The sequence below is a fragment of the Pseudomonas azerbaijanoccidentalis genome, assembly GCF_019145495.1.
In the GTDB taxonomy this organism is placed as follows: Bacteria; Pseudomonadota; Gammaproteobacteria; order Pseudomonadales; family Pseudomonadaceae; genus Aquipseudomonas; species Aquipseudomonas azerbaijanoccidentalis.
Genome location: NZ_JAHSTU010000004.1, coordinates 684845 through 711150 on the forward strand (window position 1 = coordinate 684845; position 26306 = coordinate 711150).

A 26306-nucleotide genomic window follows, 5' to 3' on the forward strand; every position below is an offset into this window, starting at 1 on the left:
AATCGCCAGCAGGCTGGCTCCCACATTTGGAATGCATTTCAACTGTGTGAGCCAGCCTGCTGGCGATGAGGGGCGCGAATTATCCAGTAACAGCCAAATAATGGCCTTTCATCCAATTGTCATATTTCAGCCATAGAGTGTTCACACGGCCTGCTGATACTTGGCCCCGACTTAACACACCCTATCTGCTAGGAGTAAGGCATGAAACTGAAGCGTTTGATGGCGGCAATGACTTTTGTCGCTGCTGGCGTTGCGACTGCCAACGCGGTTGCCGCTGTTGACCCTGCTATCCCGAGCTACACCAAGACCACTGGTGTGTCGGGCAACCTGTCCAGCGTTGGTTCCGATACCCTGGCCAACCTCATGACCCTCTGGGCTGAGAACTACAAAAAAGAATACCCGAACGTAAACATCCAGATTCAGGCCGCCGGTTCTTCTACCGCGCCACCTGCGCTGACAGAAGGCACCGCTAACCTGGGCCCGATGAGCCGCAAGATGAAGGACAACGAACTGCAAGCCTTCGAAACCAAATACGGCTACAAGCCAACCGCTATTCCGGTTGCCGTGGATGCCTTGGCCGTATTCGTGCACAAGGACAACCCGATCAAGCACATGACCATGGAACAGGTCGATGCGGTCTTCTCGTCCACCCGTCTGTGCGGCGGCAAAACCGACGTCAAAACCTGGGGCGACCTGGGTGTGACCGGCGACCTGGCCAACAAGCCGGTTCAACTGTTCGGTCGTAACTCGGTATCCGGCACTTATGGCTATTTCAAGGAAGAAGCCCTGTGCAAAGGTGACTTCAAGCCAAACGTCAACGAACAACCAGGCTCGGCTTCGGTCGTTCAGTCGATCAGCTCCTCGCTGAACGGCATCGGTTACTCGGGCATCGGCTACAAAACCGCTAGCGTGAAAACTGTGGCCCTGGCCAAGAAAGGCAGCCAGGACTTCATCGAAGACACCGAAGAAAACGCCCTGAACGGCAAGTACCCGCTGTCGCGCTTCCTCTACGTTTACGTCAACAAGGCCCCGAACAAGCCTTTGGCTCCGCTGGAAGCTGAGTTCGTGAAACTGGTTCTGTCCAAACAGGGCCAGGAAGTTGTCGTGAAAGACGGCTACATCCCACTGCCAGCCAAAGTTGCTGCAAAAGCATTGGCTGACCTGGGTCTGCAGGAAGGCGGCGCTGAAGTCGCAAAAAAGTAAAACCCTAGGTCCGGGGCACGCCCCGAACCTGTAGGAGCTGTCGAGTGAAACGAGGCTGCGATCTTTTGATCTGGCTTCGAACTGCAAGGTCAAAGATCGCAGCCTCGGTTCCCTCGACAGCTCCTGCAACCCCCAAATTCTAAATCCACTGCTGGTTAACGCCAGCGGCGGATTTGTTGCGTCACTGCACTGTCATCTTTCTGTCATACAGGATCGCTAGGGTGTGCGAATGAATGATCTGGCCAATTCCAACATGACTACTAATCCCCCCAAGCGAATTGATTTCAATACGCCTGAGTTGCAACGCAAGCGCCGCATTCGCGCGCTCAAAGATCGCTTCACCCGCTGGTACGTCCTCATCGGCGGTCTGGCGGTGCTGGCAGCCATCACCCTGATCTTTTTCTTCCTTGCCTACGTCGTTGCGCCCCTGTTCCAGGGGGCTAACCTGACGTCCAAGGACGCGATCACACCGGCCTGGATGCAAGACGCCGGCAAGCCGTTGATGTTCTCCCTGGAAGAGCAGAACCAGGTGGCCATGCGGGTTTCCGACAAGGGCCAGGCATTGTTCTTCGATCTCGACAGTGGCGCCGAACTCAAGCGCGTCGATCTGCCTGTTCCGGCCGGCACCACCGTAACCTCCATCGGTAAAGACCAGCCAGGTCAGCCGCTGGTAGCCGTAGGCCTGTCCAACGGCCAGGCGCTGGTGTTCCGTCACACGTATAAAGTCAGCTACCCGGACGGCAAGAAAACCATCTCGCCAGCCATCGAATACCCGTACGGCGAAACCCCGATTGCGCTGAACGAATCCGGCGGCGCGCTGGAACACGTCAGCCTCAACGCCACCGATTCGACCCTGATGCTGGTCGGCTCCACCGGTTCGCAACTCAATGTTCTGTCGCTGACCAGCGAAGAAAACATGATGACCGGCGAGATCACCAACGAGCAGAAGCGTATCGACTTGCCGCAAATGACCGAGCCGGTGAAGAACATCTTCGTCGACCCGCGTCAGCAGTGGTTGTACGTGATCAACGGTCGTGCCCAGGCCGACGTGTTCAGCCTGCGCGACAAGAGCCTCAACGGTCGCTACAAACTGCTGGAAAACGGCGAGGCTGAAGTCACCGCCAGCACCCAACTGGTCGGCGGTATCTCGCTGATCCTGGGTGACTCCAAAGGTGGCCTGGCCCAGTGGTTCATGGCCCGCGACCCGGATGGCGAACAGCGCCTGAAGCAGATCCGTACGTTCCAGATGGGCACCACGCCTATCGTTGAAATAACCGCCGAAGAGCGCCGCAAGGGCTTTGTTGCCCTTGATGCATCCGGCAAGCTCGGCGTGTTCCACAGCACCGCGCACCGCACCCTGCTGGTCGACCAAGTGGTCGAAGGCCAGGGCCTGTTCGGCCTGTCGCCACGCGCCAACCGTGTGATCGTGGAAGCCGGTGGCAAGTTGCAACCGTTGCTGCTCGAAAACCCGCACCCGGAAGTGTCGTGGAGCGCGTTGTGGAGCAAGGTCTGGTACGAGAACTACGACGAGCCTAAATACGTCTGGCAATCGACCGCCGCCAACACCGACTTCGAACCCAAACTGAGCCTGTCGCCGCTGACCTTCGGCACCCTGAAAGCTGCGTTCTACGCCATGCTGCTGGCCGCTCCATTGGCCGTTGCCGCTGCGATCTACACCGCGTACTTCATGGCCCCGGGCATGCGTCGCAAGGTCAAGCCGGTGATCGAACTGATGGAAGCGATGCCGACGGTGATCCTCGGTTTCTTCGCCGGTCTGTTCCTCGCGCCGTATGTGGAAGGGCATTTGCCGGGCATCTTCAGCCTGCTGATGCTGCTGCCGATCGGCATCCTGGTCGCCGGTTTCACCTTCAGTCGCCTGCCGGAATCGATCCGCCTGAAAGTCCCGGATGGTTGGGAAAGTGCGCTGCTGATTCCAGTGATTTTGTTCGTGGGCTGGCTCTCGCTGTACATGAGCCCGTTCATGGAGAACTGGTTCTTCGGCGGTGACATGCGCATGTGGATCTCCCACGACCTGGGCATCACCTACGACCAGCGCAACGCACTGGTGGTCGGTCTGGCCATGGGCTTCGCGGTGATCCCGAACATCTACTCGATCGCCGAAGACGCCGTGTTCAGCGTGCCTCGCGGCCTGACCCTGGGCTCCCTGGCCCTCGGTGCCACGCCGTGGCAGACCATGACCCGCGTGGTGATCCTCACCGCGAGCCCGGGCATTTTCTCGGCGCTGATGATCGGCATGGGCCGTGCGGTCGGTGAAACCATGATCGTGTTGATGGCCACCGGTAACACCCCGGTCATGGAAATGAACCTGTTTGAAGGCCTGCGCACCCTGGCTGCCAACGTCGCGGTGGAAATGCCGGAGTCGGAAGTCGGCGGCAGTCACTACCGCGTGCTGTTCCTCTCGGCGCTGGTGCTGCTGTTGTTCACCTTCGTCATGAACACCCTCGCAGAACTGATTCGTCAGCGTCTGCGCAAGAAATACTCGTCGCTTTAAGAAAGGTAGAAGTCTGTGAAACAGAACTCCCTGAAAGGATGGTTCAAGAGCGGCGCCCCCGGCGTCTGGATCAGCGGTGGCGCGGTGTCCATCGCGGTCATCATGACCATTGGCTTGTTGGCAGTGATTGCCGTGCGCGGCCTGGGTCACTTCTGGCCGGCGGACCTGGTGCACGCCAGCTACAACGTGCCGGGCCAGGCCAATCACTTGGTGGTCGGCGAAATCGTACAGAAGGAAGAAGTGCCGCGTGCGCGTCTGAAGAGCGCCGGCCTGCCGGTGCCTGACGAAGGCCCGGAATTCATGACCCGCGAGCTGATCAAGGTCGGCAACCGTGACTTGAACGGCAACGATTTCACCTGGATCGTCGGCGAGTGGCTGACCAACCAGAAGACCCCGGTCGAGTTGATGGCGCTGGAGCGTCGCGAGTGGGGCAACTTCTACGGTTACCTGGTCAACGTCAAACAGGACGGCAAGGTCATCGCCGAAGGCGAAGCAGCCTGGCCTGAACTGCAAGCGCGGATCAACCGTGTGAACCAGTTGGCCGCGCAACTCAAGACGCTGGAAAAGGTTGATATCGGCGCGATCAACGCCGGTCTCGAACGCATTCGTCTACACAGCCGCAAGCTGGAACTGGATGGCAAGCTCGACGCCGCCGCGCAAGCGGACATGGAGTCCGAGCGCGCCGAACTCAATGCCCGCTATCAGGACATCGAAGCGCGTCTGAGTGATCTGCACGCGCAGTTCAACCGCGACGCTTTGACCGCTCGTGATGCCAACGGCAAAGAGATCGAAATCGGCCTGGGCAAAGTGGTTCACGCCTACCAGCCGAACGCCATGGGCACCTTCACCAAGGTTGGCTTCTACTTCAGCAAGATCTGGGAATTCCTCTCGGACGACCCGCGTGAAGCGAACACCGAAGGCGGGATTTTCCCGGCGATCTTCGGCACCGTGATGATGACCCTGATCATGGCGATGATCGTCACCCCGTTCGGCGTGCTGGCGGCGGTGTACCTGCGTGAGTACGCCAAGCAGAACACCCTGACGCGGATCATCCGTATCGCGGTGAACAACCTCGCTGGCGTTCCGGCGATCGTTTACGGCGTGTTCGGTCTGGGCTTCTTCGTTTACGTACTCGGTGGCTCGGTCGACCGTTTGTTCTTCCCGGAAGCACTGCCGGCACCGACCTTCGGTACGCCGGGTCTGCTCTGGGCCTCGCTGACCCTGGCGCTGCTGGCGGTGCCGGTGGTGATCGTGGCCACCGAAGAAGGCCTGGCGCGGATTCCTCGCACCGTGCGTGAAGGCTCGTTGGCCCTCGGTGCGACCAAGGCTGAAACCTTGTGGAAGATCGTCATCCCGATGGCCAGCCCGGCGATGATGACCGGCATGATCCTCGCCGTGGCTCGTGCCGCCGGTGAGGTGGCGCCGCTGATGCTGGTGGGTGTGGTGAAACTGGCGCCGTCGCTGCCGGTGGATGGCAACTACCCGTACCTGCACCTGGACCAGAAGATCATGCACCTGGGCTTCCACATCTATGACGTCGGCTTCCAGAGCCCGAACGTTGAAGCCGCACGACCGCTGGTGTACGCCACCGCGTTGCTGCTGGTGCTGGTGATCGCGACATTGAACCTGTCGGCGGTGTACATCCGTAACCACCTGCGCGAAAAATACAAAGCACTGGATAGCTGATTTGCAGCACTGATTTCTATGTGGGAGCCAGCCTGCTGGCGATGGCAACAACGCGGTCTACAGATTGACCGCGTTGCCTGAATCGCCAGCAGGCTAGCTCCTACAAAAACCGAACCGAATTTGTTAGCACAGGGAGCCTCCCATGCAGCACGAAGCACATACCCACGGCATTAACATGTCAGCCCTGGGCCGCGACAAACAGAGCCTGAGCCTTGAGCAGGAAACCGTAGCCATTGAAGTGCCGGGCCTGAGCCTGTTTTACGGCGACAAGCAAGCGCTGTACGACGTCAGCATGAATATCCCGAAACAGCGCGTGACCGCCTTCATCGGCCCGTCCGGCTGCGGCAAGTCCACGCTGCTGCGTACCTTCAACCGCATGAACGACCTGGTTGACGGCTGCCGTGTCGAAGGCGCGATCAACCTGTATGGCAACAACATCTACCGTAAGGGTGAAGATGTGGCCGAGCTGCGTCGTCGCGTCGGCATGGTGTTCCAGAAGCCGAACCCGTTCCCGAAAACCATCTACGAAAACGTGGTCTACGGCCTGCGTATCCAGGGCATCAACAAAAAGCGCGTACTCGACGAAGCCGTAGAGTGGGCGTTGAAAGGCGCGGCGCTGTGGGACGAAGTCAAAGACCGTCTGCACGAGTCGGCACTGGGCCTGTCCGGTGGTCAACAGCAACGTCTGGTGATCGCCCGTACCATCGCCGTAGAGCCTGAAGTGCTGCTGCTCGACGAACCGTGCTCGGCACTCGACCCGATCTCGACGCTGAAAGTCGAAGAGCTGATCTACGAACTGAAATCGAAATTCACCATCGTCATCGTGACCCACAACATGCAACAGGCCGCGCGGGTGTCCGACTACACGGCGTTCATGTACATGGGCAAACTGGTGGAATTCGGTGATACCGACACCCTGTTCACCAATCCGGCGAAGAAGCAGACCGAAGACTACATCACGGGTCGCTATGGCTAGTTGAGGCAGCTACAAGCCGCAAGCTTCAAGCGGCAAGATAGAAGCGGTGCGATTTCAGGACTTATACATAACTGCTTGAAGCTTGCAGCTTGAAGCTTGCAACTTTCGCGGAGCGAAATAGATGATTAGTAAAGAAGGCCTTACCCACCACATTTCCGCGCAGTTCAACGCTGAGCTGGAGGAAGTTCGCAGCCACCTCCTGGCCATGGGCGGGTTGGTGGAAAAGCAGGTTAACGACGCGGTGACCGCGCTGATCGAGGCCGACTCCGGCCTGGCCCAGCAGGTGCGCGAGATCGATGACCAGATCAACCAGATGGAACGCAACATCGACGAAGAGTGCCTGCGCATTCTGGCCCGTCGTCAGCCGGCAGCGTCCGACCTGCGCCTGATCATCAGCATTTCCAAATCGGTGATCGACCTGGAGCGCATCGGTGACGAAGCGACCAAGATCGCCCGTCGTGCCATCCAGTTGTGCGAAGAAGGCGAAGCGCCGCGCGGCTACGTCGAGGTTCGCCACATCGGCGACCAGGTGCGCAACATGGTGCGTGATGCGCTGGACGCGTTTGCCCGTTTCGACGCCGACCTGGCGTTGTCGGTGGCGCAGTACGACAAGATCATCGACCGCGAATACAAAACCGCCCTGCGTGAGCTGGCGACCTACATGATGGAAGACCCACGCTCTATCTCGCGGGTCTTGAGCATTATCTGGGTGCTGCGTTCGCTGGAGCGTATCGGCGACCACGCGCGCAATATCTCGGAATTGGTGATCTACCTGGTGCGCGGCACCGACGTGCGTCACCTGGGCCTCAAGCGCATGAAGGAAGAAGTTGAAGGAACCAGTGGCGAAACCGCTAATGTTCCGGGCAAATCTGACGATAAGTAAGGTTGCCCAAGTAAAGCGCCCGGCCTTTTGGCCGGGCGTTTTCGTTTGTGGCTCACGAATTCGAAAAGCAGCACCCCGTGAACGAAAAGTCCGGCGTGACTGAAGGTTTTTGGCAAAGTGCCATCAGCAAAGCGGTATGCTGGCCGGGATTTTTTAAAGGGGTTTTGGATGAGTAAGGTCAGTGTGTTGGTCGTGGACGATGCTTCGTTCATTCGTGACCTGGTGAAGAAGTGCCTGCGCAACTATTTCCCCGGCATGCGGATCGAAGACGCGGTCAACGGCAGAAAGGCCCAGGCTATGTTGGCCAAGGAAGCGTTCGACCTGGTCCTGTGTGACTGGGAGATGCCGGAGATGTCTGGCCTGGAACTGCTGACCTGGTGCCGCGAGCAAGAAAGCCTCAAGAGCATGCCGTTCGTCATGGTGACCAGCCGCGGCGACAAAGAAAATGTCGTTCAGGCGATTCAGGCAGGGGTTTCCGGTTATGTCAGCAAGCCGTTCACCAACGAGCAACTGCTGACCAAGGTCAAGCAGGCGCTGCACAAGGTCGGCAAGCTCGACGCCTTGATCAACGTGGCGGCGACCAAAACCAGCCCGGCGTTCGGTAACGACTCCCTGAGCGCTTTGACCGGCGGCAAACCCGCCGTGGTGGCGGCGACACCTGCTGCGCCTGCCGCTGCACCGTCCCGCGGTTTGCTCAACAGCCCACCGGTCAAGGCACCGGTCGCCGCTGCGGCGGCGGGGGGAGGACGTGGTCAGGGTCAATTGCGTTTGCCGAACGGCATCCAGCAATGCGTGATCAAGGCCTTGAGCCTCAAGGAAGCGCTGTTGGTGGTCAAGCGCGCCGAGACCTTGCCGCAAGTCCTCGACAGTGCTGTGCTCGACCTGGAGCAGGGCGACAACGCCGAAACCGCACGCCTTAATGGCTACCTGCACGCGATCGTTGCCCACGAGCAGAAACCCGACAGCGAATGGCTGCAGCTGACCTTCCGCTTCGTCGACCAGGACGCGCAGAAACTCGACTACATCTCCCGCCTGATTGCCCGTGGCACGGCGCAGAAGCACTTTATTCCTGGCGCTTGATTCAACGTCGTCGGGCAGATTGTCATCGCGGGCAAGCCCGCTCTCACAGGTAGATTAGAAACCTTGTGGGAGCGGGCTTTTTCGCAAAGGGACCCTCCGTACTACCGCACATCTCCTGAACACCCGTTCTGAAACAACTGTCGACTCCCTGGGTCCATTGCAGCTGCTAGGCTCAATCCCAGGTTTCACTCGACAGAATTCATCCTCATGTTCATGCGAATGCTGCTTTTTTGTGGTCTGTGCATGGCCGCCATTTCGGCGATGGCCGCGACGATCTACAAGTCCACCGATGCCAATGGCGTGGTCTCCTACAGCGACTTCCCCACCAGCAAAGACTCCAAGCTGTTTATTTTTCGTGACGGCATGGTCGAACACCTTGAGCGTCAGGTACGCCTGATCATCATGAAGAAGAACGGCGTGGATAGCGTGTATGTGCGCAATGACCTGTATGCGCCGGTCGAAGTCGAGTTGAGTTTTGCCGGGGTGAAGAACGCCAGCGGTGCCCCGGGCAAGCCCATTCGGCGGGTGATCCCGCAGCGCACCAGCGTTCGCATGGCGCAGCTCACGGCGACCAAGGCTGGAAAGCCATTCGCCTATGTTCCGAAGTTCAATTACTTCTTGGGCGACCCCTCAGGTCCCATGGTGGGCTATCGGTATCCGTTGCCGTGGCGGGGTGGCCCGTTCCGGATCAGTCAGGGCGCCAACGGCCCCTACAGCCACTTCGGCCCCAAGAGCCGTTACGCCATCGACATTGCCATGCCAGAGGGCACGCCGATCATTGCCGCGCGTGGCGGGGTGGTGGTGAAAACCGAGAACAGCCAGAGTGGGCGCGGCACTGATGCGTCCGGCAATTTCGTACGGGTGCTGCACGATGACGGAACCATGGGCGTGTACCTGCACCTGAAGAAAGGTTCGGTCAGGGTGCGAGAGGGGCAAAAGGTGGCGGTAGGCAGTGCTTTGGCGCTGTCGGGCAACACCGGCAACAGCACCGGGCCGCACCTGCACTTTGTGGTGCAGCGCAATACGGGGATGGGGCTGGTGTCCATTCCGTATCGGTTCAATCAGCCGGTGGATGCATTGCCCAACTTTGCGTTGGGCAAACAATAACGCCTTGAAGCAAAAGATCGCAGCCTTCGGCAGCTCCTACAGGGTCATGTGTACACCCTGTAGGAGCTGCCGAAGGCTGCGATCTTTGGGATCAATGCGGTTTAACGAATCGCATCAATCCAGCATCAACACCTTGGCCAGCACGATCTTCGGCCCTTTCATCTTCTTGATGATGATGCGCAGACCTTCGACTTCCAGCACTTCTTCCTCTTCCGGCACCCGTTTCAGGCTTTCGTAGACCAGCCCGGCGAGGGTTTCGGCTTCAACGTGGTCGAGGTCGATGCCCAGCAGGCGTTCAACCTTGAACAGCGGCGTATCGCCCCGCACCAGCAGCTTGCCCGGTTGGTACGCGAGAATCCCGCGCTCGGCCTTGCGGTGTTCGTCCTGGATGTCGCCGACCAGCACTTCCAGCACGTCTTCCATGGTCAGGTAGCCGATGATGTTGCCGTCGGCCTCTTCGACCACGGCGAAGTGCGAGCCGCCCTTGCGGAACTGTTCCAGCAACTGCGACAGCGGCATGTGCCGGGAGACGCGCTCCAGCGGACGGGTCAGTTCGGCAAGGTTGAACGACTCGGGAATGTGGTCCAGTGCCGCCAGTTCCAGCAGCAGATCCTTGATGTGCAGCAGGCCGACGAACTCCTGGCGCTCGCTGTCGTACACCGGGTAGCGGCTGAACTTGTGGCGGCGGAACATTGCCAGGATCTGCTTGAGCGGGGCGTTGAATTCCAGGGTCACCAGGTCTTCACGGGAGTTGGCCCAGTCGACCACTTCCAGTTCGCCCATCTCGACCGCCGAGGCCAATACGCGCATGCCTTGGTCGCTCGGGTCCTGGCCACGGCTGGAGTGCAGGATCAGTTTCAGTTCTTCGCGGCTGTAATGGTGCTCGTGATGCGGGCCGGGCTCACCTTGGCCTGCGATGCGCAGGATGGTGTTGGCGCTGGCGTTGAGCAGGTAAATCGCCGGGTACATGGCCCAGTAGAACAGGTACAGCGGCACGGCGGTCCATAGCGACAACAACTCGGGTTTGCGGATGGCCCAGGATTTGGGTGCCAGTTCGCCGACCACGATGTGCAGGTACGAAATGATGAAGAACGCGGTGAAGAACGACACACCCTTGACGATCTCGGCCGACTCGACGCCCACGGCGCTCAGCAACGGCTCAAGAATGTGCGCAAAGGCCGGCTCACCGACCCAGCCAAGGCCCAGCGAGGCCAGGGTAATACCCAATTGGCACGCCGACAGATAGGCATCGAGCTGACTGTGTACGGTGCGCAGGATGTGGCCGCGCCAGCCGTGTTGCTCGGCGATGGCTTCGACCCGGGTCGAGCGCAATTTGACCATGGCAAATTCCGCTGCAACGAAAAAACCGTTGAGCAAAACCAGGATCAGAGCAAAAAGAATCATGCCGAAGTCGGCGAAAATTGTAGCGAGGGTCAAACCAGGGGAAGGGTCCATGATGGAGTTTTGCGGTTTCCGTGTATTCGAAAGGAAAGAAAAATGTGCACCTGAAAGGCAGGCGCAAGTCAGCCAATGTAGCGGCTGACTTGGCGATTGCCTAGTGGCGCGTGCCGGCCGGTATCAGTCGGCGGTGCTGATGACCCTGGATTTGCTGACCTGCGCCGGGGCGAAATGGCAGGTAAAGGTGCTGCCGTGACCCGGCACGCTGCTGATTTCCATGCGTGCACGGTGGCGCAGCAGCACGTGCTTGACGATCGCCAGGCCCAGCCCGGTGCCGCCGGTATTGGAGTTGCGGCTGGAGTCGACGCGATAGAAACGTTCGGTCAGGCGCGGCAGGTGTTTGCTGTCGATGCCAATCCCGGAGTCCTGCACGCTCAGGTGCGCCCCTTGCTCGTCGCCCCACCAGCGAATGCGGATGTTGCCTTCGGCCGGGGTGTACTTCACGGCGTTGAACACCAGATTGGAAAACGCGCTGCGTAATTCCGCTTCGCTGCCCTTGAGCAGGATGGTCGGGTCAGCTTCGAGGGTGATGCGCTGGTTTTTCTGGCCGGACAGTTGCTGCGCATCGCTTTTGATCGATTGCAGTAAACCGTCGATAGGCACGGGCTGGTTGTCCGACGGGTAGTCGGTGGCTTCCAGCTTGGCCAACAGCAGTAGGTCGTTGAGCAAGGTCTGCATGCGCCCGCCTTGCTGCTGCATCTGCTGCAGGGCACGGGTCCAGCGCGGGTTCACTTCCTCGACATTGTCGAGCAGGGTTTCCAGGTAGCCGCAGATCACCGTCAGCGGCGTGCGCAGTTCGTGCGACACGTTGGCGATGAAGTCTTTGCGCATCTGTTCCAGTTGATGGATGCGGGTGACGTCGCGCACCAGCATCAGGTGTTCGTTGTTGCCGTAGCGGGTGATGTACAGCTGAATGCGTACGCGGTCGTTGGTCGGCGAAGGGATTTCCAGCGGCTCGGCGTAGCTGTCCTGCTCGAAGTATTCCTTGAACCGTGGATGGCGCACCAGGTTGGTCACTGGCTGGCCACTGTCCTGCGGGGTCTTGAGGCCCAGCAGGGTTTCTGCGGCGCGGTTCCACCATTCCAGGTTGCCGTCGGTGTCGAGCATGATCACCGCGTCTTTGAGTGCGGCGGTGGATTCCTGGACCCGGTCGATCACCGCTTGCAAGCGTCCACGTACTCGCTGATCGCGGCGTTGCAGGTGGTAGATGCTGTCGAACACCTCGCCCCACAAGCCATAGCCATCGGGCGGTGCTTCATCGGGTTTGTGCAGGCGCAGCCACTCGTGCAGGCGCAGCAGTTGCTTGAGGGTCCAGGCCAGGTAAATACCCAGGCCTGCGGCGAGGCTCCAGCCGTAATAGCCGGTGATCAGGCCGATCACCAGGCAGGCGGTGACCAGCAGCAGCATGTGGCGAATCAGGGTGCCATGCCAGTTTTGGTTCACGTGACGCGCGTCCTTGAAAGAAAAGCAGCTTCCAGCTTCAAGCCCCAAGCTACAAGTTTGAAGCAGCGTGGCTTTTAGCTTGCCGCTTGAAGCTTGAAGCTCATAGCTGCCGTCAAGCTTTGGTAGAAAAGCGGTAACCGGTGCCGCGCACGGTTTGTACCAGATTTTCGTAAGCATCGCCGAGGGCTTTGCGCAGGCGACGGATGTGTACGTCGACCGTACGTTCCTCAACGTAGACGTTGCCGCCCCAGACCTGATCCAGCAACTGGCCACGGGTGTAGGCGCGTTCCTGGTGGGTCATGAAGAATTGCAGCAGACGGTATTCGGTCGGGCCCATTTCCGCAGGCTTGCCGTCGATGGTCACGCGGTGGCCGATCGGGTCGAGCAGCAGGCCGCCGACTTCAATCGGCGCTTCGCCATCGGTTGGCCCGGCACGGCGCAGCACGGCTTTGAGGCGCGCCACCAGTTCACGAGGGGAAAACGGCTTGGTGATGTAATCGTCGGCGCCGACTTCCAGGCCCTGGATCTTGTTGTCCTCTTCGCCCTTGGCGGTCAGCATGATGATCGGGATGTCCCCGGTCAGCTCATCGCGCTTGAGGCGGCGGGCCAGCTCGATACCGGACGTGCCGGGCAGCATCCAGTCGAGCAGGATGAGGTCCGGCTTGCGGTCAACGATAATGGCATGCGCCTGCTGGGAGTTCTCCGCCTCCAGGCAGTCATAGCCGGCCATTTCCAACGCAACGGCGATCATTTCGCGAATGGGCGCTTCGTCGTCGACGATCAGAATGCTCCTGCCAACCATGCCTTAATCCTCTTGTCATTTAACTGTCTTGCGCCGCATTAGATAACGGAATTATTGCAGTCGTGTGACAGTATTTTAGTCGACCGGCGATTGCCACGATCCTGGGCTAAGCTCTAAGTCCGAATCCTGACAACCACAAAAGGAAGGTTTCCATGAATCACCTTGCTCAATCCTGGAAGGCTTTGCTGGTCACGGCTGCGCTAACGCTGCCAACTCTGGCCTTTGCCGCCGACCCGGCGATGATGAAAGACGGCATGATGGTCGACCACAAAGGGATGACCCTGTACACGTTCGACAAGGACTCTGGCGGCAAGTCGATGTGCAACGACGATTGCGCCAAGAATTGGCCACCGATGATGGCGCCGGCGGGCGCTACGGCCGAAGGCAAGTGGAGCGTGATCAAGCGTGACGACGGCAAGATGCAGTACGCCTACGACGGCAAGCCGCTGTATACGTTTGTGAAAGACACAAAACCTGGAGACATGACCGGCGACAAGATGAAAGACGTCTGGCACGTGGTCCACGAGTCGCAAAAATAGGCAATTTGCTAAAAAGATCGCAGCCTTCGGCAGCCCCTACAGGGCGTACGCCATTCCAATGTAGGAGCTGCCGAAGGCTGCGATCTTTTCAAAGTCTCAACGCAACGCGTAATCCAGCACGATCCCGACAAAAATCGCCAATCCAGCCCAGTGATTATGCAAAAACGCCTGGAAGCAGCGCATGCGATCCTTGCCGCGGGTGTACCAGAACTCCCAGGCAAAGCAGCCTGCCGCCACCGCCAACCCGAGGTGGAACCAGCCACCGAGCTCGAATTTCGACCCCGCCAGCAACAGACAACACAGCGCCAGGCCTTGCAGGGTCAGAATGATTACCCGGTCCGCTTCGCCAAACAGGATGGCCGTCGATTTCACGCCGATCTTCAAGTCGTCATCGCGGTCGGTCATCGCGTAGTAAGTGTCGTAGCCCACCGTCCACAGCAGGTTGGCGATCCAGAGCAGCCACGCCGCCGCGGGCAGTTCACCGGTTTCGGCGGTGAACGCCATCGGCATCCCCCACGAAAACGCCGCGCCCAGCACCACTTGCGGGTAATAGGTGTAGCGCTTCATGAACGGGTAGGTGAAGGCCAGTGCCAGTCCTCCCAATGACAACCAGATCGTCGGCGCATTGGTGCACAGCACCAGCAGAAAACTCACGCCCATCAGCAGCGCAAAAAACACCAGCGCCTCTTTCGAGCTGATCTTGCCGCTGGCCAACGGACGTTGCGCGGTGCGTTTGACGTGACCATCGACCTTACGGTCGGCCCAATCGTTGATCACACAGCCACCGGCGCGGGTCAACACCACGCCGAGGACGAAAATCACGATGTTGGCCAGTGATGGCGAGCCTTTGCCGGCAATCCACAGCGCCCACAGCGTCGGCCACAGCAGCAGGTAAATGCCGATCGGCTTGTCCATGCGCGTCAGCTGAATGAAATCCCAGGCCCGGGGGTTCAAGCGGTTCAGGGACTTGAGCAGGCTCTGGTACATCAGCAGTTCTCCGGATGGGCGCGGGCGGCGCTCCACAGGGTCGGCAGGAAAATCTCGGCCACCAGAACGCTCAAGGTGCCGCGGTCGAAGCGTGAACGGCGGCCCCACAGCCCAGGCGCCTGAACGTCAGTCGGCAGCCAGTCTTGAGGATAGTGGCAAACCTCGATGGCGCGGCGCTGGAACGCGTGGTCGCAAAACAGCAGTTCGCCCAGGGAACGGCTACCCAATTCGTCCATGTGCAAACCGTCACCCTGCAACGCACTGCGTGACGCAACGCTGCGGGCAAACACCCAGGCTTGGCCGTGCCCGCGCAAATACACCTCGCGCACCCAGCCCTCGCTGCCCTCGGCCAGGTCCAGCGCGGTGCATTCATCGGCGCGCAAGGTCTGCCAGCCTTCGAACAGCGGCGTGACGCTGAAGCCGTCTTTCGATAGTCGGGTCAGCCGTCGGGTCAGCGATCCTTCGTCGAACAGCCAGTCGAGGATAGAGGCGTCGGGGAGGGGGGCGAGTTGGCTTCTGGGAACCCAGAACGGGGATTTTGAGTGCGGCACAGTACGTCATTATTGGCAGCAAAGGAGGCGGCGAGCTTAACATGTCAGCTGATAAATTTGAGTGATCCAGCCGCCCGTTGCGCCGAACAGGCTTGCATCTGCGCGGCCCCATCAGTACAAAACGCCCTGAGCCGGACGGCAGCGCTGCAATCATCGACCGTTCGTGCCGGCAAAACGCCTGAACTGAGGAAGTACCTGAATGAAAAAGTGGCAATGTGTGGTCTGCGGCCTGATCTACAACGAAGCCGACGGCTGGCCGGATGACGGCATTGCGCCGGGCACCCTGTGGCAAGACGTGCCGGAAGACTGGCTGTGCCCGGATTGCGGCGTCGGCAAGATGGATTTCGAAATGATCGAAATCAACTAAGACATTAGAGGAGTAAGGAATGAACGCACCTGTCGTGATCATCGGTACCGGCCTGGCTGGCTACAACCTGGCCCGGGAGTTTCGCAAACTCGATGGCGAAACCCCGCTGCTGCTGATTACCGCCGATGATGGGCGTTCCTACTCAAAGCCGATGCTCTCGACCGGTTTCGGCAAAAACAAGGACGCCGACGGCCTGAGCATGGCCGAGCCCGGCGCCATGGCCGAGCAGTTGAAGGCCGAAGTGCGCACTCACACGCGCATCAGCGGCATCGACCCTGGCCACAAGCGCCTGTGGATCGGCGAGGAAGCGGTGATCTATCGCGACCTGATCCTGGCCTGGGGAGCCGAAACCGTGCGCGTGCCCATCGAGGGCGACGCGGCGGATTGCGTGTTCCCCATCAATGACCTGGAAGACTACGCACGCTTTCGTGCGGCGGCGGCCGGCAAGCGTCGGGTGCTGCTGCTCGGCGCCGGCCTGATCGGCTGCGAGTTCGCCAACGACCTGAGCCTGGGCGGTTATGAGGTGCAGCTGGTTGCACCGTGCGAGCAGGTCATGCCGACGCTGTTGCACCCGGCGGCGGCCGCGGCGGTTCAGGCCGGGCTGGAAAGCCTCGGTGCACGTTTCCACCTCGGTCCGGTGCTGACGCGCCTGCAGCGGGTTGCTGATGGCCTGGAAGCTCATCTGTCCGATGGCCAGGTCATTGCGTGCGACGTAGTGGTCTCGGCCATCGGCCTGCGCCCACGCATCGATCTGGCGGCCGCAGCCGGCTTACAGATCAATCGGGGGGTGATGGTCGACCGTCACCTGAAAACCTCTCACGCCAACATCTACGCGCTGGGCGACTGCGCTGAGGTCGATGGGCTGAATCTGTTGTACGTAATGCCCCTGATGAGTTGTGCGAGAGCGCTGGCACAAACCCTCGCCGGCAACCCCACAGCGGTCACCTACGGCCCGATGCCCATCACCGTTAAAACCCCGGTATGCCCGTTGGTAGTGTCCCCGCCGCCACGGGGTCTGGAGGGTGTCTGGACGGTTGAAGGGCAGGGGGGTGACATCAAGGTGTTATGTCGTGATGCCAGCGGCAAACTGCTCGGTTATGCCCTGACAGGCGCGGCGGTGATGGAAAAATTGGCCCTGAACAAAGAGCTTCCAGCACTGCTGGCGTAAATACCGGTCGTTCTGTCGGAATCACCCCCCTTTTGCCCTTACATTGGCCGCGTCGACACTGGCGCGGCTCCTCTCTGCGTGCCATCCTCACTCCCGTCTGCCGCAGAGTAGAGCACCTGCGGCGCTTTGGGCGCTGCTCCACAGAGAGCAGCACGGACATAACAACAAAAAACCGTCAAAGGGGCTTCACTAATATGCGTAAACCAGAACTCGCTGCAGCAATTGCTGAAAAAGCAGACCTCACCAAAGAGCAGGCCAACCGCGTTCTCAACGCCGTACTCGAAGAAATCACCGGCGCCCTGCACCGCAAAGACAGCGTCACGCTGGTAGGCTTCGGCACCTTCCTGCAACGCCACCGCGGCGCCCGCACCGGCAAAAACCCGCAAACCGGTGAGCCCGTCAAAATCAAGGCCAGCAACACCGTCGCATTCAAGCCAGGCAAATCGTTGAAAGACAGCGTCAATCCGTAATTCCCATCCCGCCAAGCGGGTTGCGGTATAGAAAAATGGGCACGCCAACCAGGTTGGGTGCCCATTTTTTATGCCTGAAAACACTGTGTCCCTGTGGGAGCGAGCCTGCTCGCGATGAGGCCATCACGGCCGACATCTAATGCTGAATGTCAGCCCGCTATCGCGAGCAGGGTTTGGTGTTGCTGCTACTTGCGGTTCAACATCACCGGCAACTGCGCCACCAGCTTCACATTATTCAACGGTGCACGAATAAACCCGCGCTGTGTTCCGTCCGGCCCGATCACCGCCAGGTTGCCGCTGTGGTCGACGGTGTAGTTCGGCTTGCTGGTATCCGCCGGAATAAACGGAATGCTTACCGCGTTGGCGACTTTTTGCAGTTCTTCCACCGAGTTCGGCGTCAGGCCGATGAACTGTGGATCGAAGTAACCCAGATACTGCTTGAGCTGTTTTGGCGTATCGCGATTCGGGTCGACGCTGACCAGCACGATCTGCAACTTGTCCACCGCCTCGGGAGGCAGTTCGCTTTTGATCTGACGCAGCTGGGCAAGGGTGGTCGGGCAGATGTCCGGGCAGAAGGTGTAGCCGAAGAACAGCAGCGACCACTTGCCTTTGAGCTCATTGATCTCAACCGGTTTGCCGTCCTGATCAGTCATCGTCACGCTCGGCAGGGTGCGGCTTTGCGGCAGCAGAATGATGCCTGCGTCGATCAGTGCCGTCGGATCGCCCTGGCCTTTGCCGGAGAGCACTTTGTTGATGGTCAGGCCCAGGACCAGCGCGATCAGGGCAACAAGGATGAAGACGGTTTTCTGGGTTCGAGTCATAGGTTCAACAATAAGTAGTGGTCTACGAGCAGCGCGATAAACAGCAGGAACAAGTAGTAGATAGAGTACTTGAACGTGTTGATCGCCGCGTGCGGCCGAGTGCCACGGTACAGCACCACGGCCCATTGCAGGAACCTTGCGCCCAGTACGACGGCGCAGGTCAGGTACAGCAGGCCGCTCATGTGAATCACGTACGGCATCAGACTGACGGCCAACAGGGCGAAGGTGTAAAGCAGGATATGCACCTTGGTGTAATGCTCGCCATGGGTCACCGGCAACATCGGAATGTCGGCCTTGGCGTATTCCTCTTTGCGGTGGATGGCCAGCGCCCAGAAATGTGGCGGGGTCCAGGCGAAGATAATCAGTACCAACAGCAGCGGTTCGGCGCTGACGTGACCGGTGGCGGCGGTCCAGCCGAGCAGCGGCGGGGCGGCGCCGGCCAGGCCACCGATGACGATGTTCTGCGGCGTCGCGCGTTTGAGAAAACCGGTGTAGACCACCGCATAGCCGAGCAAGGAGGCGAGGGTCAGCCACGCCGTCAGTGGATTGGTGAAGGCCAGCAGCAGGGCTTGGCCGAGCACCGCCAGTACCAATGCAAACGTCAGCGCAGCGGTCGGTGAAACACGACCTTCGGCCAAAGGGCGTTTGTGGGTCCGTGCCATGACTGCATCGATCCGCCGGTCCACCACATGGTTGACCGCCGCTGCACCGCCCGCACACAAGGCGATCCCCAGATTGCCAAACACCAGCACGGTCCACGGCACCCCGGCGCGAGTGGCGAGGAACATCCCGACCAGCGAGGTGATGAGCATCAACACCACCACTTTCGGTTTGGTCAGCTCCAGATAGTCACGCCAGATCGCCTGGCTGTGACGCTCGCCAATCAGAATCGCCATGGCATTTCTCCTTTTATTGTTATCGGCCCGGCTGAATGTTTACGCGGGCTGAAGCGCCAGCGCGAAGGTTGCTTGACCCGAACCAGGCTGGTTCGCGCGTGATAATTGACCAGCACCATGGTCAGCAGCAGCGCCGCCCCTCCGGCGTTGTGTGCAACGGCCACCGGCAGCGGCAGATGGAACAGCACGTTGCTGATGCCCAGCGTGATTTGTGCCGCGAGGGCGACCAACACAAGGCCCGCCAGACGCGTCATACCTACGGCTTTCAGCTGCCAGGCCAGCCCAAGCAGAACCAGCGTCACCAGCAACGCGCCGATGCGGTGCGTCAGGTGAATCGCCGTGCGCGCATCGCTGTCCAGTTGCCCGCCCAGGTAGTTCGGGCCGATGTGCTGGGTCAGGTGAAAACCGTTGGCGAAATCGGCTGGAGGCAGCCATTGACCGTGGCAGGTCGGAAAGTCGATGCAGGCCACGGCAGCGTAGTTGGAACTGACCCAGCCACCGAGGGCGATTTGCCCGATCACCAACAGCAGCCCAGCCGTCGCCCAGTGTTGCAAACGGCGTGGCACCGTCAATGCCGGAAGGACGCCGGACAAGCGCAGGGTCAGCAGGAACAACAGGCTCAACGTGGCAAAACCGCCGAGCAAATGCCCGGTCACCACTTGCGGCCAGAGCTTGAGTGTCACCGTCCACATACCGAACGCGGCTTGCGCGAACACCACCGCCAGCAGGAACAACGGCAACTTCACCGGTTGCCCCGGATGCCGGCGATGCGTCCATGCGCGAGCAGCCAGAGCCACAATCAACAGCCCCAGCGTACCGGCAAAGTAGCGATGGATCATCTCGTTCCAGCCCTTGTGGGCTTCGACCGGGGTGTCCGGAAAATGCAGTTCGGCATGGGCCAATTGGGCTTCGCTTTTCGGCACGCTGATGAAGCCGTAGCAGCCCGGCCAGTCCGGGCAACCGAGGCCGGCGTGGGTCAGGCGGGTATAGGCGCCGAGCAACACCACAATCAGTGCCAGCAGGGTGGCAAACAGCGCGAGGCGAAATCCAGGTTTGGCCATGACGATGCCCTTATCCGATGTTGGACAGTTTCAGCAGGTGACGCAGGTCGTTGAGCAGGTCCTTACCCTTCACCGCAGGGTCGTAGCGCAACACCAGATTGCCGTGCGGGTCGATGATCCACAGTTGCGGCGCGGTCTTGTCACCATTGGCCTTGCTGAAGGTGTTGAGGTCCAGCGGGTAGCGTTGCAGCTGCGGATACTCGCGGGTCAGCTTGGCCTCGTAATCGGTTGCCAACGGCTGCGCGACGGCGATGGCATGGCTGGCACGCCCCGCGTCGCGACCCAGGCCGATCTGAACCTGCCGCGCCAGATACACCAGTTGCTGGCAATCGACGGCGCAGTCCTTGGGTGCGGTCACCAGCAACTGCCAGCGCTCTTCCTGTGCCTGCACGCCAAGGTCGGCGCGGGTCTGGCCATTGCCGATCAATTCGCCGTGATAGCTGCGACCTTCCGGCACCCAGAACTGCAGTTTGTACATGCCCGTGGCGAGGACCATCGGCCCGATGACCCCGAGCAGAATCAGCAGCAACTGCAAGCGTCCTTTGCGCCGGTTCACCGACGGTTTTGCCTCAGACATGCTGGGTGGATTCATGGCCGCTCCCATGGTGTTTCTCCTTTGCGTTGTGCCAGCCGAGGTAGAGATAAAGGCCGAACAGGGCAATCGACATAGCGAACCACTGCACGGCATAAGCGATGTGTTTTTCCGGGCCCATGGCAACCACCGGCCAATCGGCCTGGTAAGTCGCCGGCCCGGTTTCGGCGCGTAATTCATAGGCGAAGCCATCACGCTCGAGGCCGGCCCAGAGTTTGGTCGGAACGACTGCCGTGACCAGTTGCGGCCAGGTTGTGGTGTCGGGATCGGCGTGCAACTGGAAGGTCGCGCCGGGCGGCACGTAAACCCAGGCATCCAGGCTCAACGCCTGAGTGGGTGTGGTGAATTGCGGCGGTGTGCGCCGGTCGGGCCATGGCAGCCAGCCACGATTGACCAGCAGCCAGAGCCCGGTCGCCTGATCCTGAAACGGTTGCAGCAGCTCGACGCCAACCTTGCCGTCTCGTTGACGGTTATCCAGCAACAGACTGTGGGCGGCATCGAACTGGCCATGCAGGCGAACCCGGCGGAAAGCCGGATCGGCGCTGTTCTGGAGTTCAGTGCTGGCCATCGGTTCGGCAGCCCGGCGTTCGGTGTAGGTTTGCAGCAGCGCGCTCTTCTCCGCACCCCGGCCCAATTGCCAGAACCCGAGCGACACCAGCAGCGGCAGCAGCAGGGCGACCACCAGTGTCGGCACGATGCCCGGCCGGAAGCGCTTCATGGCAGCGCCAGAAAGTCAGTCGGTGCGATAGCTATACTCAAGTGCATCGCTAGTCCCCCGGAGTCTCACCATGCTCAAAGCAGCCATCGTCCTGATGCTGATTGCCACGGTTGTCAGCCTGTTCAGCGGCCTGTTTTTTCTGGTCAAGGACGACAGCAGCTCGAACCGCCTCGTCATTGCCTTGAGTGTTCGTGTAGCGCTGGCCGCCATTACCGTCGGCTTGATTGCCTGGGGTTTTTTCAGCGGCCAGTTGGTGTCTCATGCCCCTTGGTAGGGCTTAGAGCACGTAGACGAAAACGAACAACCCGATCCACACCACGTCCACGAAGTGCCAATACCAACTCGCCGCCTCGAAGCCGAACTGATGCTCGTTGTCGAAATGCCCGCGCATGATCCGCATCAGCATCACGAACAGGATGATGGTGCCGATGGTCACGTGCGCGCCGTGGAACCCGGTGAGCATGAAAAACGTGGCACCGTAGATGCCCGAACCCAGGGTCAGGCCCAGTTCGTGGTAAGCGTGGATGTATTCTTCGGCCTGAAAGCCGAGGAACGCGCAGCCCAGCAATACGGTGATCGCCAGCCACAGTTTCAGCGCGCCGCGATGGCCTTTTTTCAGGGCATGGTGTGCGATGGTCACGGTGACGCTGGAGCTCACCAACAGCACGGTGTTGAGCAGCGGCAAGCCCCAAGGGCTGATGACGTCCTTGGGTGGCGGAAACAGTTTGGAATCCGGGTTGTTCAGCAGTGGCCAGGTGAACTCGAAGCTCGGCCATAGCATGTGGGCGATGCCCTTGGCACCTTCGCCGCCCAAAGCCGGCCCGGAAACGTGGCGCACATAAAACAGTGCGCCGAAGAAGGCGATGAAGAACATCACCTCCGAGAAGATGAACCAGCTCATGCCCCAGCGAAACGAGCGATCCATCTGCGCGCTGTATAAGCCGCCGCGACTCTCCTTGATCACCGTGCCGAACCAGCCGAACAACATGTAGGCCAGCAGCAAGCCACCGACAAAAAAGATCAGCGGGCCGTGGGATTCGGGCCGCGCCGCTTTCAGGTCGTTGAACCAGGTGGCCAGGCCGAACACCGTGACGAACATCCCGACCGTGGCGATGATCGGCCATTTGCTCTGGGCCGGAACGTAATAATGTTCATGAGTTGCCATTTATTGTTCTCCTTATCGGGCACGCTCAACCGCCAGTGTTTACTGCGACCGGTGGATGTCGGGCGGTGATATCGAACAGCGTGTAGGACAGCGTCAGGTGCTTCACATCCTTGGGCATGTCACGGTCAACGATGAAACGTACCGGCATCTCGATCCGCTGACCGGGCTGCAGCACTTGCTGGGTAAAGCAGAAACATTCGGTCTTGTGGAAATACGCCGCCGCTGCGCTGGGTGCGATGCTCGGCACAGCCTGGGCGCTCATCGGCTTGTCGGTGGGATTGTGTGCAATGAAGATCATCTCGTTCACCGCCCCGGGGTTGGCCGTCAGTTCATCGTGCTTGGGATAGAAATCCCACGACATGTCGGCCGAGTTGGTCGACAGAAATTGCACGCGAACCTGCCGCGAGGTGTCGACCGTTTGCTCGCCTTCGTACTGCCCGGCGGTCTTGCCGTTGATGCCGAACGCCTTGCACATCACGTCGTAGATCGGCACCAGGGCAAACCCGAACACAAACATCGCGACCACCACCAGTAATAGTCGAGTGACCAGCTTCTTCATCGAAATCGAATCAGCCATGACCTATGCCCTCTACCGAGAACCCTGTGGGAGCTGGCTTGCCAGCGATGGCTGCATGCCTGACACACCGCGGTGATCCCATCGCTGGCAAGCCAGCTCCCACAGGAATTTCCGCAAGACAGAAATTGTTCATTTCACTTCCGGCGGCGTGGTGAAGGTGTGATACGGCGCCGGTGACGGAATGCTCCACTCCAGACCCTCAGCCCCATCCCAAGGTTTGGCCGGTGCTGGCGGGCCGCCGCGAATGGTTTTGATCACGATGAACAGGAAGAAGATCTGCGTGGCGCCGAACATGAACGCGCCGATCGACGACACCATGTTGAAGTCGGCGAACTGCAGGTTGTAGTCCGGAATCCGCCGCGGCATGCCGGCCAGGCCCACGAAGTGCATCGGGAAGAAAGCCATGTTCATGCCGATGAACGACAGCCAGAAGTGCAGCTTGCCGAGGGTTTCGTCGTACATGTGGCCGGTCCACTTCGGCATCCAGTAATAGGCGGAAGCGAAGATCCCGAAGATCGCACCCGGCACCAATACATAGTGGAAGTGCGCGACCACGAAGTAAGTGTCCTGGTACTGGAAGTCCGCTGGGGCAATGGCCAGCATCAACCCGGAGAAACCGCCGATGGAGAACAGGATCACGAACGCCACCGCAAACAGCATCGGCGTCTCGAAGGTCAGCGAGCCTTGCCACATGGTGCTCGCCCAGTTGAACACCTTCACCCCGGTTGGCACCGCGATCAGCAGCGTGGCGTACATGAAGAACAACTCGCCCACCAGCGGAATACCGACCACGAACATGTGGTGCGCCCAGACGATGAACGACAGGAACGCAATACTCGCCGTGGCGTAGACCATCGAGGTGTAGCCGAACAGCGGCTTGCGCGAGAAGGTCGGGATGATCGAGCTGACGGCACCGAAGGCCGGCAGAATCATGATGTACACCTCGGGGTGACCGAAGAACCAGAACACGTGCTGGAACAGCACCGGGTCACCGCCACCGGCAGCACTGAAGAAGCTGGTGCCGAAGTGGATGTCCATCAGCATCATCGTCACGCACCCGGCCAGTACCGGCATCACCGCGATCAGCAGGAACGCGGTGATCAGCCAGGTCCAGACGAACAGCGGCATTTTCATCAACGTCATGCCGGGGGCGCGCAGGTTGAGAATGGTGGCGATCACGTTGATCGCGCCCATGATCGAACTGATCCCCATCAAGTGGATGGCGAAGATGAAGAACGTCACGCTTTCCGGCGCATAGGTCGTCGACAGCGGCGCGTAGAACGTCCAGCCGAAGTTCGGCCCACCGCCCGGCGTGAACAGGGTCGAAACCAGTAGGATGAACGCCGCCGGCAACAGCCAGAAGCTGAAGTTGTTCATCCGTGGCAGGGCCATGTCCGGCGCACCGACCATCAGCGGAATCATCCAGTTGGCGAGGCCGACGAATGCCGGCATCACCGCACCGAAGACCATCACCAGGCCGTGCATGGTGGTCATCTGGTTGAAAAATTCCGGCTGGACGATTTGCAGCCCCGGCTGGAATAGCTCGGCGCGAATCACCATCGCAAACGAGCCGCCGAGCAGGAACATGGAAAACGCGAACCACAGGTACAACGTGCCGATGTCCTTGTGGTTGGTGGTCAGCACCCAGCGCATCAGGCCTTTGGCGGGGCCGTGGGCGTGGTCGGCATGACCATGGTCATCAATGACGGCGCTCATGGCTTGTCTCCTGCAAACAGATGGGCTGGGCAGGCCGGGGCGCGCTGCCCAGACCGGTTCCTGAGGTACGCAATAGACCGGGTCATTTGCTTTCCGCCTGTTTCAGCTCCAGCACTTCTTTTGGCGTGACCATGTCGCCCTTGTTGTTGCCCCAGGCGTTACGTTCGTAGGTCACGACCGCCGCAATATCGACTTCCGAGAGCTGCTTGCCGAACGCCGCCATGGCGGTGCCGGGCTTGCCGTGGAAGACAATGCTCAGGTGTGCATCTTTGGGACCGGTGGCGATTTTCGAGCCCTTGAGTGCCGGGAACATCGGCGGCAGACCCTGGCCCTCAGCCTGGTGACAGGCCACGCAAGTGGTGTGATAGACCTTGTCGCCTCGCTCCTTGAGCTCGTCGAGGGTCCATTCCTTGCTGGTCAGCTCTTTGAGTTGCGCGGCTTCCGCCTTGCGCTCGGCCAGCCATTTTTCGTAATCGGCCTTTTCCTTGACCTCGACCACGATCGGCATGAACCCATGGTCCTTGCCGCACAGTTCGGCGCACTGGCCACGGTAGATGCCGGGCTTGTCAACGCGCGTCCAGGCTTCGTTGACGAACCCCGGGATTGCATCCCGCTTGACCGCAAAGGCCGGCACCCACCAGGAGTGGATCACGTCGGCAGACGTCACAAGGAAGCGCACTTTGGCGCCAATCGGCAGCACCAACGGCTTGTCGACCTCAAGCAAGTAGTGCTCGCCCTTGGTTTCCTTGTTGTGGATCTGATCGGCGGGGGTGGCCAGGTTGCTGAAGAACTCGACGTCCTGGCCCAGGTATTTGTAATGCCATTTCCATTGGTAGCCGGTGACCTGGATATCGATATCCGGCTCACTGGCGTCGTACATCTTGATCAGGGTCGCCGTCGCGGGAACCGCCATGGCCACCAGAATGATGAAGGGCACGATGGTCCAGAGAATTTCGACGGTGGTGCTTTCATGAAACTTGGCCGCCACCTGCCCCGTCGAGCGCCGGTGCAGGATCATCGACCAGAACATGGCACCAAAGACGATGATGCCGATCACCACACAGATCCAGAAAATGGTCATGTGCAGGTCAAACACAGCGTGACTGATTTCAGTCGCTCCAGGCGCCATATTCACAGTCCAGGCCGCTTGCGCCTGACTGAAAATCGACCACAACAGGAGGCCCATCCAGACATGTGGATGTCGCATCATTGCGGGTTCCCCTTATCGTTCTTGTTATCCCGCCGGCTTTCACCTGCGGCAAGGGAGCGGCTGCATCAGACTACGAACTTGAGCACCGGGCCTTGCTGCATATGCAGTCGGGCGTCATCAGCTGACTCCATTCCAACCCGAGTATAGACAGCGACTCTCACCTCGCAATGCGAAGGCGTAAATCATCTGAAACAGCATTAACTTGCGTTGCAGGGCACGAATGGAGAAGGATGCAGACGAGTGGTGGCAAACCGATATAACGGGGGCGTCTCAAGGATGAAACATTTATGACAAATGCGTCTTAGCATTTATCGTAAG

The 26306-nt window shown here is 59.9% G+C and carries 26 protein-coding genes; 12 read left to right on the top strand and 14 right to left on the bottom strand.

The features are described 5' to 3' along the window. The first annotated feature begins 201 nt into the window (after positions 1-201). The 7 genes from KVG88_RS17305 to KVG88_RS17335 all read left to right on the top strand — a co-directional run bounded on the left by KVG88_RS17305 (position 202) and on the right by KVG88_RS17335 (position 9447). Positions 202-1203: a phosphate ABC transporter substrate-binding protein PstS gene (locus KVG88_RS17305; RefSeq protein ID WP_150704172.1), complete on the top strand. Its 1002-nt coding sequence runs from the start codon at positions 202-204 to the stop codon at positions 1201-1203. 478 nt (positions 1204-1681) lie between these two features. Continuing rightward, positions 1682-3715: an ABC transporter permease subunit gene (locus KVG88_RS17310; protein ID WP_217872137.1), complete on the top strand. Its 2034-nt coding sequence runs from the start codon at positions 1682-1684 to the stop codon at positions 3713-3715. Positions 3716-3730: 15 nt separating this feature from the next. Continuing rightward, entirely contained in the window at positions 3731-5401 is a 1671-nt protein-coding gene (gene pstA, locus KVG88_RS17315; RefSeq protein ID WP_150704174.1) for a phosphate ABC transporter permease PstA, read from the top strand. A gap of 142 nt (positions 5402-5543) precedes the next feature. Further along, positions 5544-6377 carry a phosphate ABC transporter ATP-binding protein PstB gene (gene pstB / locus KVG88_RS17320; protein WP_008064516.1) on the top strand — a complete coding sequence of 278 codons (834 nt, stop codon included), beginning with the start codon at positions 5544-5546 and terminating at the stop codon, positions 6375-6377. 121 nt (positions 6378-6498) lie between these two features. Then, a complete protein-coding gene (gene phoU, locus KVG88_RS17325) occupies positions 6499-7260 on the top strand; it encodes a phosphate signaling complex protein PhoU (protein ID WP_008064514.1) in 762 nt (253 codons plus the stop codon). A gap of 168 nt (positions 7261-7428) precedes the next feature. Next, on the top strand, positions 7429-8340 hold the full coding sequence (locus KVG88_RS17330) for a response regulator (RefSeq protein WP_150704175.1): 912 nt from the start codon (positions 7429-7431) through the stop codon (positions 8338-8340). A 207-nt stretch (positions 8341-8547) separates the two neighbouring features. After that, positions 8548-9447 (top strand): peptidoglycan DD-metalloendopeptidase family protein, encoded by a 900-nt coding sequence (locus KVG88_RS17335; protein ID WP_217872111.1) that lies wholly within the window; start codon positions 8548-8550, stop codon positions 9445-9447. A gap of 114 nt (positions 9448-9561) precedes the next feature. On the opposite strand, the gene KVG88_RS17340 is transcribed toward KVG88_RS17335, so the two are convergent. The 3 genes from KVG88_RS17340 to phoB all read right to left on the bottom strand — a co-directional run bounded on the left by KVG88_RS17340 (position 9562) and on the right by phoB (position 13150). Continuing rightward, a complete protein-coding gene (locus tag KVG88_RS17340) occupies positions 9562-10902 on the bottom strand; it encodes a hemolysin family protein (protein ID WP_150704177.1) in 1341 nt (446 codons plus the stop codon). A gap of 123 nt (positions 10903-11025) precedes the next feature. Next, positions 11026-12312 (bottom strand): phosphate regulon sensor histidine kinase PhoR, encoded by a 1287-nt coding sequence (phoR, locus tag KVG88_RS17345; RefSeq protein ID WP_248693257.1) that lies wholly within the window; start codon positions 12310-12312, stop codon positions 11026-11028. A 148-nt stretch (positions 12313-12460) separates the two neighbouring features. Further along, positions 12461-13150, bottom strand: coding sequence for a phosphate regulon transcriptional regulator PhoB (phoB, locus tag KVG88_RS17350; protein WP_034149326.1), 690 nt, complete (start codon positions 13148-13150; stop codon positions 12461-12463). Between the two features lie 152 nt (positions 13151-13302). Between phoB and KVG88_RS17355 the strand changes: the two genes are divergently transcribed. Beyond that, entirely contained in the window at positions 13303-13689 is a 387-nt protein-coding gene (locus KVG88_RS17355; RefSeq protein WP_150704179.1) for a COG4315 family predicted lipoprotein, read from the top strand. Positions 13690-13785: 96 nt separating this feature from the next. Here KVG88_RS17355 and ubiA read toward each other — a convergent pair whose 3' ends face one another. Next, a complete protein-coding gene (gene ubiA, locus KVG88_RS17360) occupies positions 13786-14676 on the bottom strand; it encodes a 4-hydroxybenzoate octaprenyltransferase (protein WP_217872112.1) in 891 nt (296 codons plus the stop codon). Next, complete coding sequence (locus tag KVG88_RS17365) at positions 14676-15227, bottom strand: chorismate--pyruvate lyase family protein (protein ID WP_150704181.1); 552 nt, start codon at positions 15225-15227, stop codon at positions 14676-14678. Before KVG88_RS17365 ends, ubiA begins: the two co-directional genes overlap by 1 nt. A 199-nt stretch (positions 15228-15426) precedes the next feature. On the opposite strand from KVG88_RS17365, the gene KVG88_RS17370 reads away from it, so the two are divergent. The 3 genes from KVG88_RS17370 to KVG88_RS17380 all read left to right on the top strand — a co-directional run bounded on the left by KVG88_RS17370 (position 15427) and on the right by KVG88_RS17380 (position 17232). Further along, entirely contained in the window at positions 15427-15594 is a 168-nt protein-coding gene (locus KVG88_RS17370) for a rubredoxin (protein ID WP_007954349.1), read from the top strand. A gap of 19 nt (positions 15595-15613) precedes the next feature. After that, positions 15614-16762, top strand: coding sequence for an NAD(P)/FAD-dependent oxidoreductase (locus tag KVG88_RS17375; protein WP_150704182.1), 1149 nt, complete (start codon positions 15614-15616; stop codon positions 16760-16762). A gap of 194 nt (positions 16763-16956) precedes the next feature. After that, positions 16957-17232 (top strand): HU family DNA-binding protein, encoded by a 276-nt coding sequence (locus KVG88_RS17380; protein WP_003213368.1) that lies wholly within the window; start codon positions 16957-16959, stop codon positions 17230-17232. A gap of 185 nt (positions 17233-17417) precedes the next feature. Here KVG88_RS17380 and KVG88_RS17385 read toward each other — a convergent pair whose 3' ends face one another. From KVG88_RS17385 to KVG88_RS17405, 5 genes are read right to left on the bottom strand one after another with little or no spacing between them, the layout of a single operon-like run. After that, positions 17418-18053: an SCO family protein gene (locus KVG88_RS17385; protein WP_150704183.1), complete on the bottom strand. Its 636-nt coding sequence runs from the start codon at positions 18051-18053 to the stop codon at positions 17418-17420. Beyond that, positions 18050-18949: a heme o synthase gene (gene cyoE, locus KVG88_RS17390; protein ID WP_217872113.1), complete on the bottom strand. Its 900-nt coding sequence runs from the start codon at positions 18947-18949 to the stop codon at positions 18050-18052. Before cyoE ends, KVG88_RS17385 begins: the two co-directional genes overlap by 4 nt. Next, entirely contained in the window at positions 18937-20010 is a 1074-nt protein-coding gene (locus tag KVG88_RS17395; RefSeq protein ID WP_150704185.1) for a COX15/CtaA family protein, read from the bottom strand. The genes cyoE and KVG88_RS17395 overlap by 13 nt, the downstream gene beginning before the upstream one ends. A 10-nt stretch (positions 20011-20020) precedes the next feature. Beyond that, entirely contained in the window at positions 20021-20614 is a 594-nt protein-coding gene (locus KVG88_RS17400; RefSeq protein ID WP_150704186.1) for a PA_0111/PP_0108 family redox-active disulfide protein, read from the bottom strand. Next, positions 20580-21320: an SURF1 family protein gene (locus KVG88_RS17405; RefSeq protein WP_217872114.1), complete on the bottom strand. Its 741-nt coding sequence runs from the start codon at positions 21318-21320 to the stop codon at positions 20580-20582. Before KVG88_RS17405 ends, KVG88_RS17400 begins: the two co-directional genes overlap by 35 nt. Before the next feature lie 70 nt (positions 21321-21390). On the opposite strand from KVG88_RS17405, the gene KVG88_RS17410 reads away from it, so the two are divergent. Continuing rightward, the gene (locus KVG88_RS17410; RefSeq protein WP_008064738.1) at positions 21391-21594 is read left to right on the top strand and encodes a twin transmembrane helix small protein; all 204 of its coding nucleotides are present in this window, start codon (positions 21391-21393) and stop codon (positions 21592-21594) included. A 3-nt stretch (positions 21595-21597) separates the two neighbouring features. Here the strand turns inward: KVG88_RS17410 and KVG88_RS17415 are convergent, their stop codons facing one another. The 4 genes from KVG88_RS17415 to coxB all read right to left on the bottom strand — a co-directional run bounded on the left by KVG88_RS17415 (position 21598) and on the right by coxB (position 25988). Further along, positions 21598-22485, bottom strand: coding sequence for a cytochrome c oxidase subunit 3 (locus tag KVG88_RS17415; RefSeq protein ID WP_150704188.1), 888 nt, complete (start codon positions 22483-22485; stop codon positions 21598-21600). Between the two features lie 25 nt (positions 22486-22510). Next, positions 22511-23062, bottom strand: a complete 552-nt coding sequence (locus KVG88_RS17420; protein ID WP_034149469.1) for a cytochrome c oxidase assembly protein — start codon at positions 23060-23062, stop codon at positions 22511-22513. Positions 23063-23191: 129 nt separating this feature from the next. Then, a complete protein-coding gene (gene ctaD, locus KVG88_RS17425; RefSeq protein ID WP_056854364.1) occupies positions 23192-24778 on the bottom strand; it encodes a cytochrome c oxidase subunit I in 1587 nt (528 codons plus the stop codon). 82 nt (positions 24779-24860) lie between these two features. Then, on the bottom strand, positions 24861-25988 hold the full coding sequence (gene coxB, locus KVG88_RS17430) for a cytochrome c oxidase subunit II (protein WP_150704189.1): 1128 nt from the start codon (positions 25986-25988) through the stop codon (positions 24861-24863). Positions 25989-26306 lie beyond the last annotated feature (318 nt).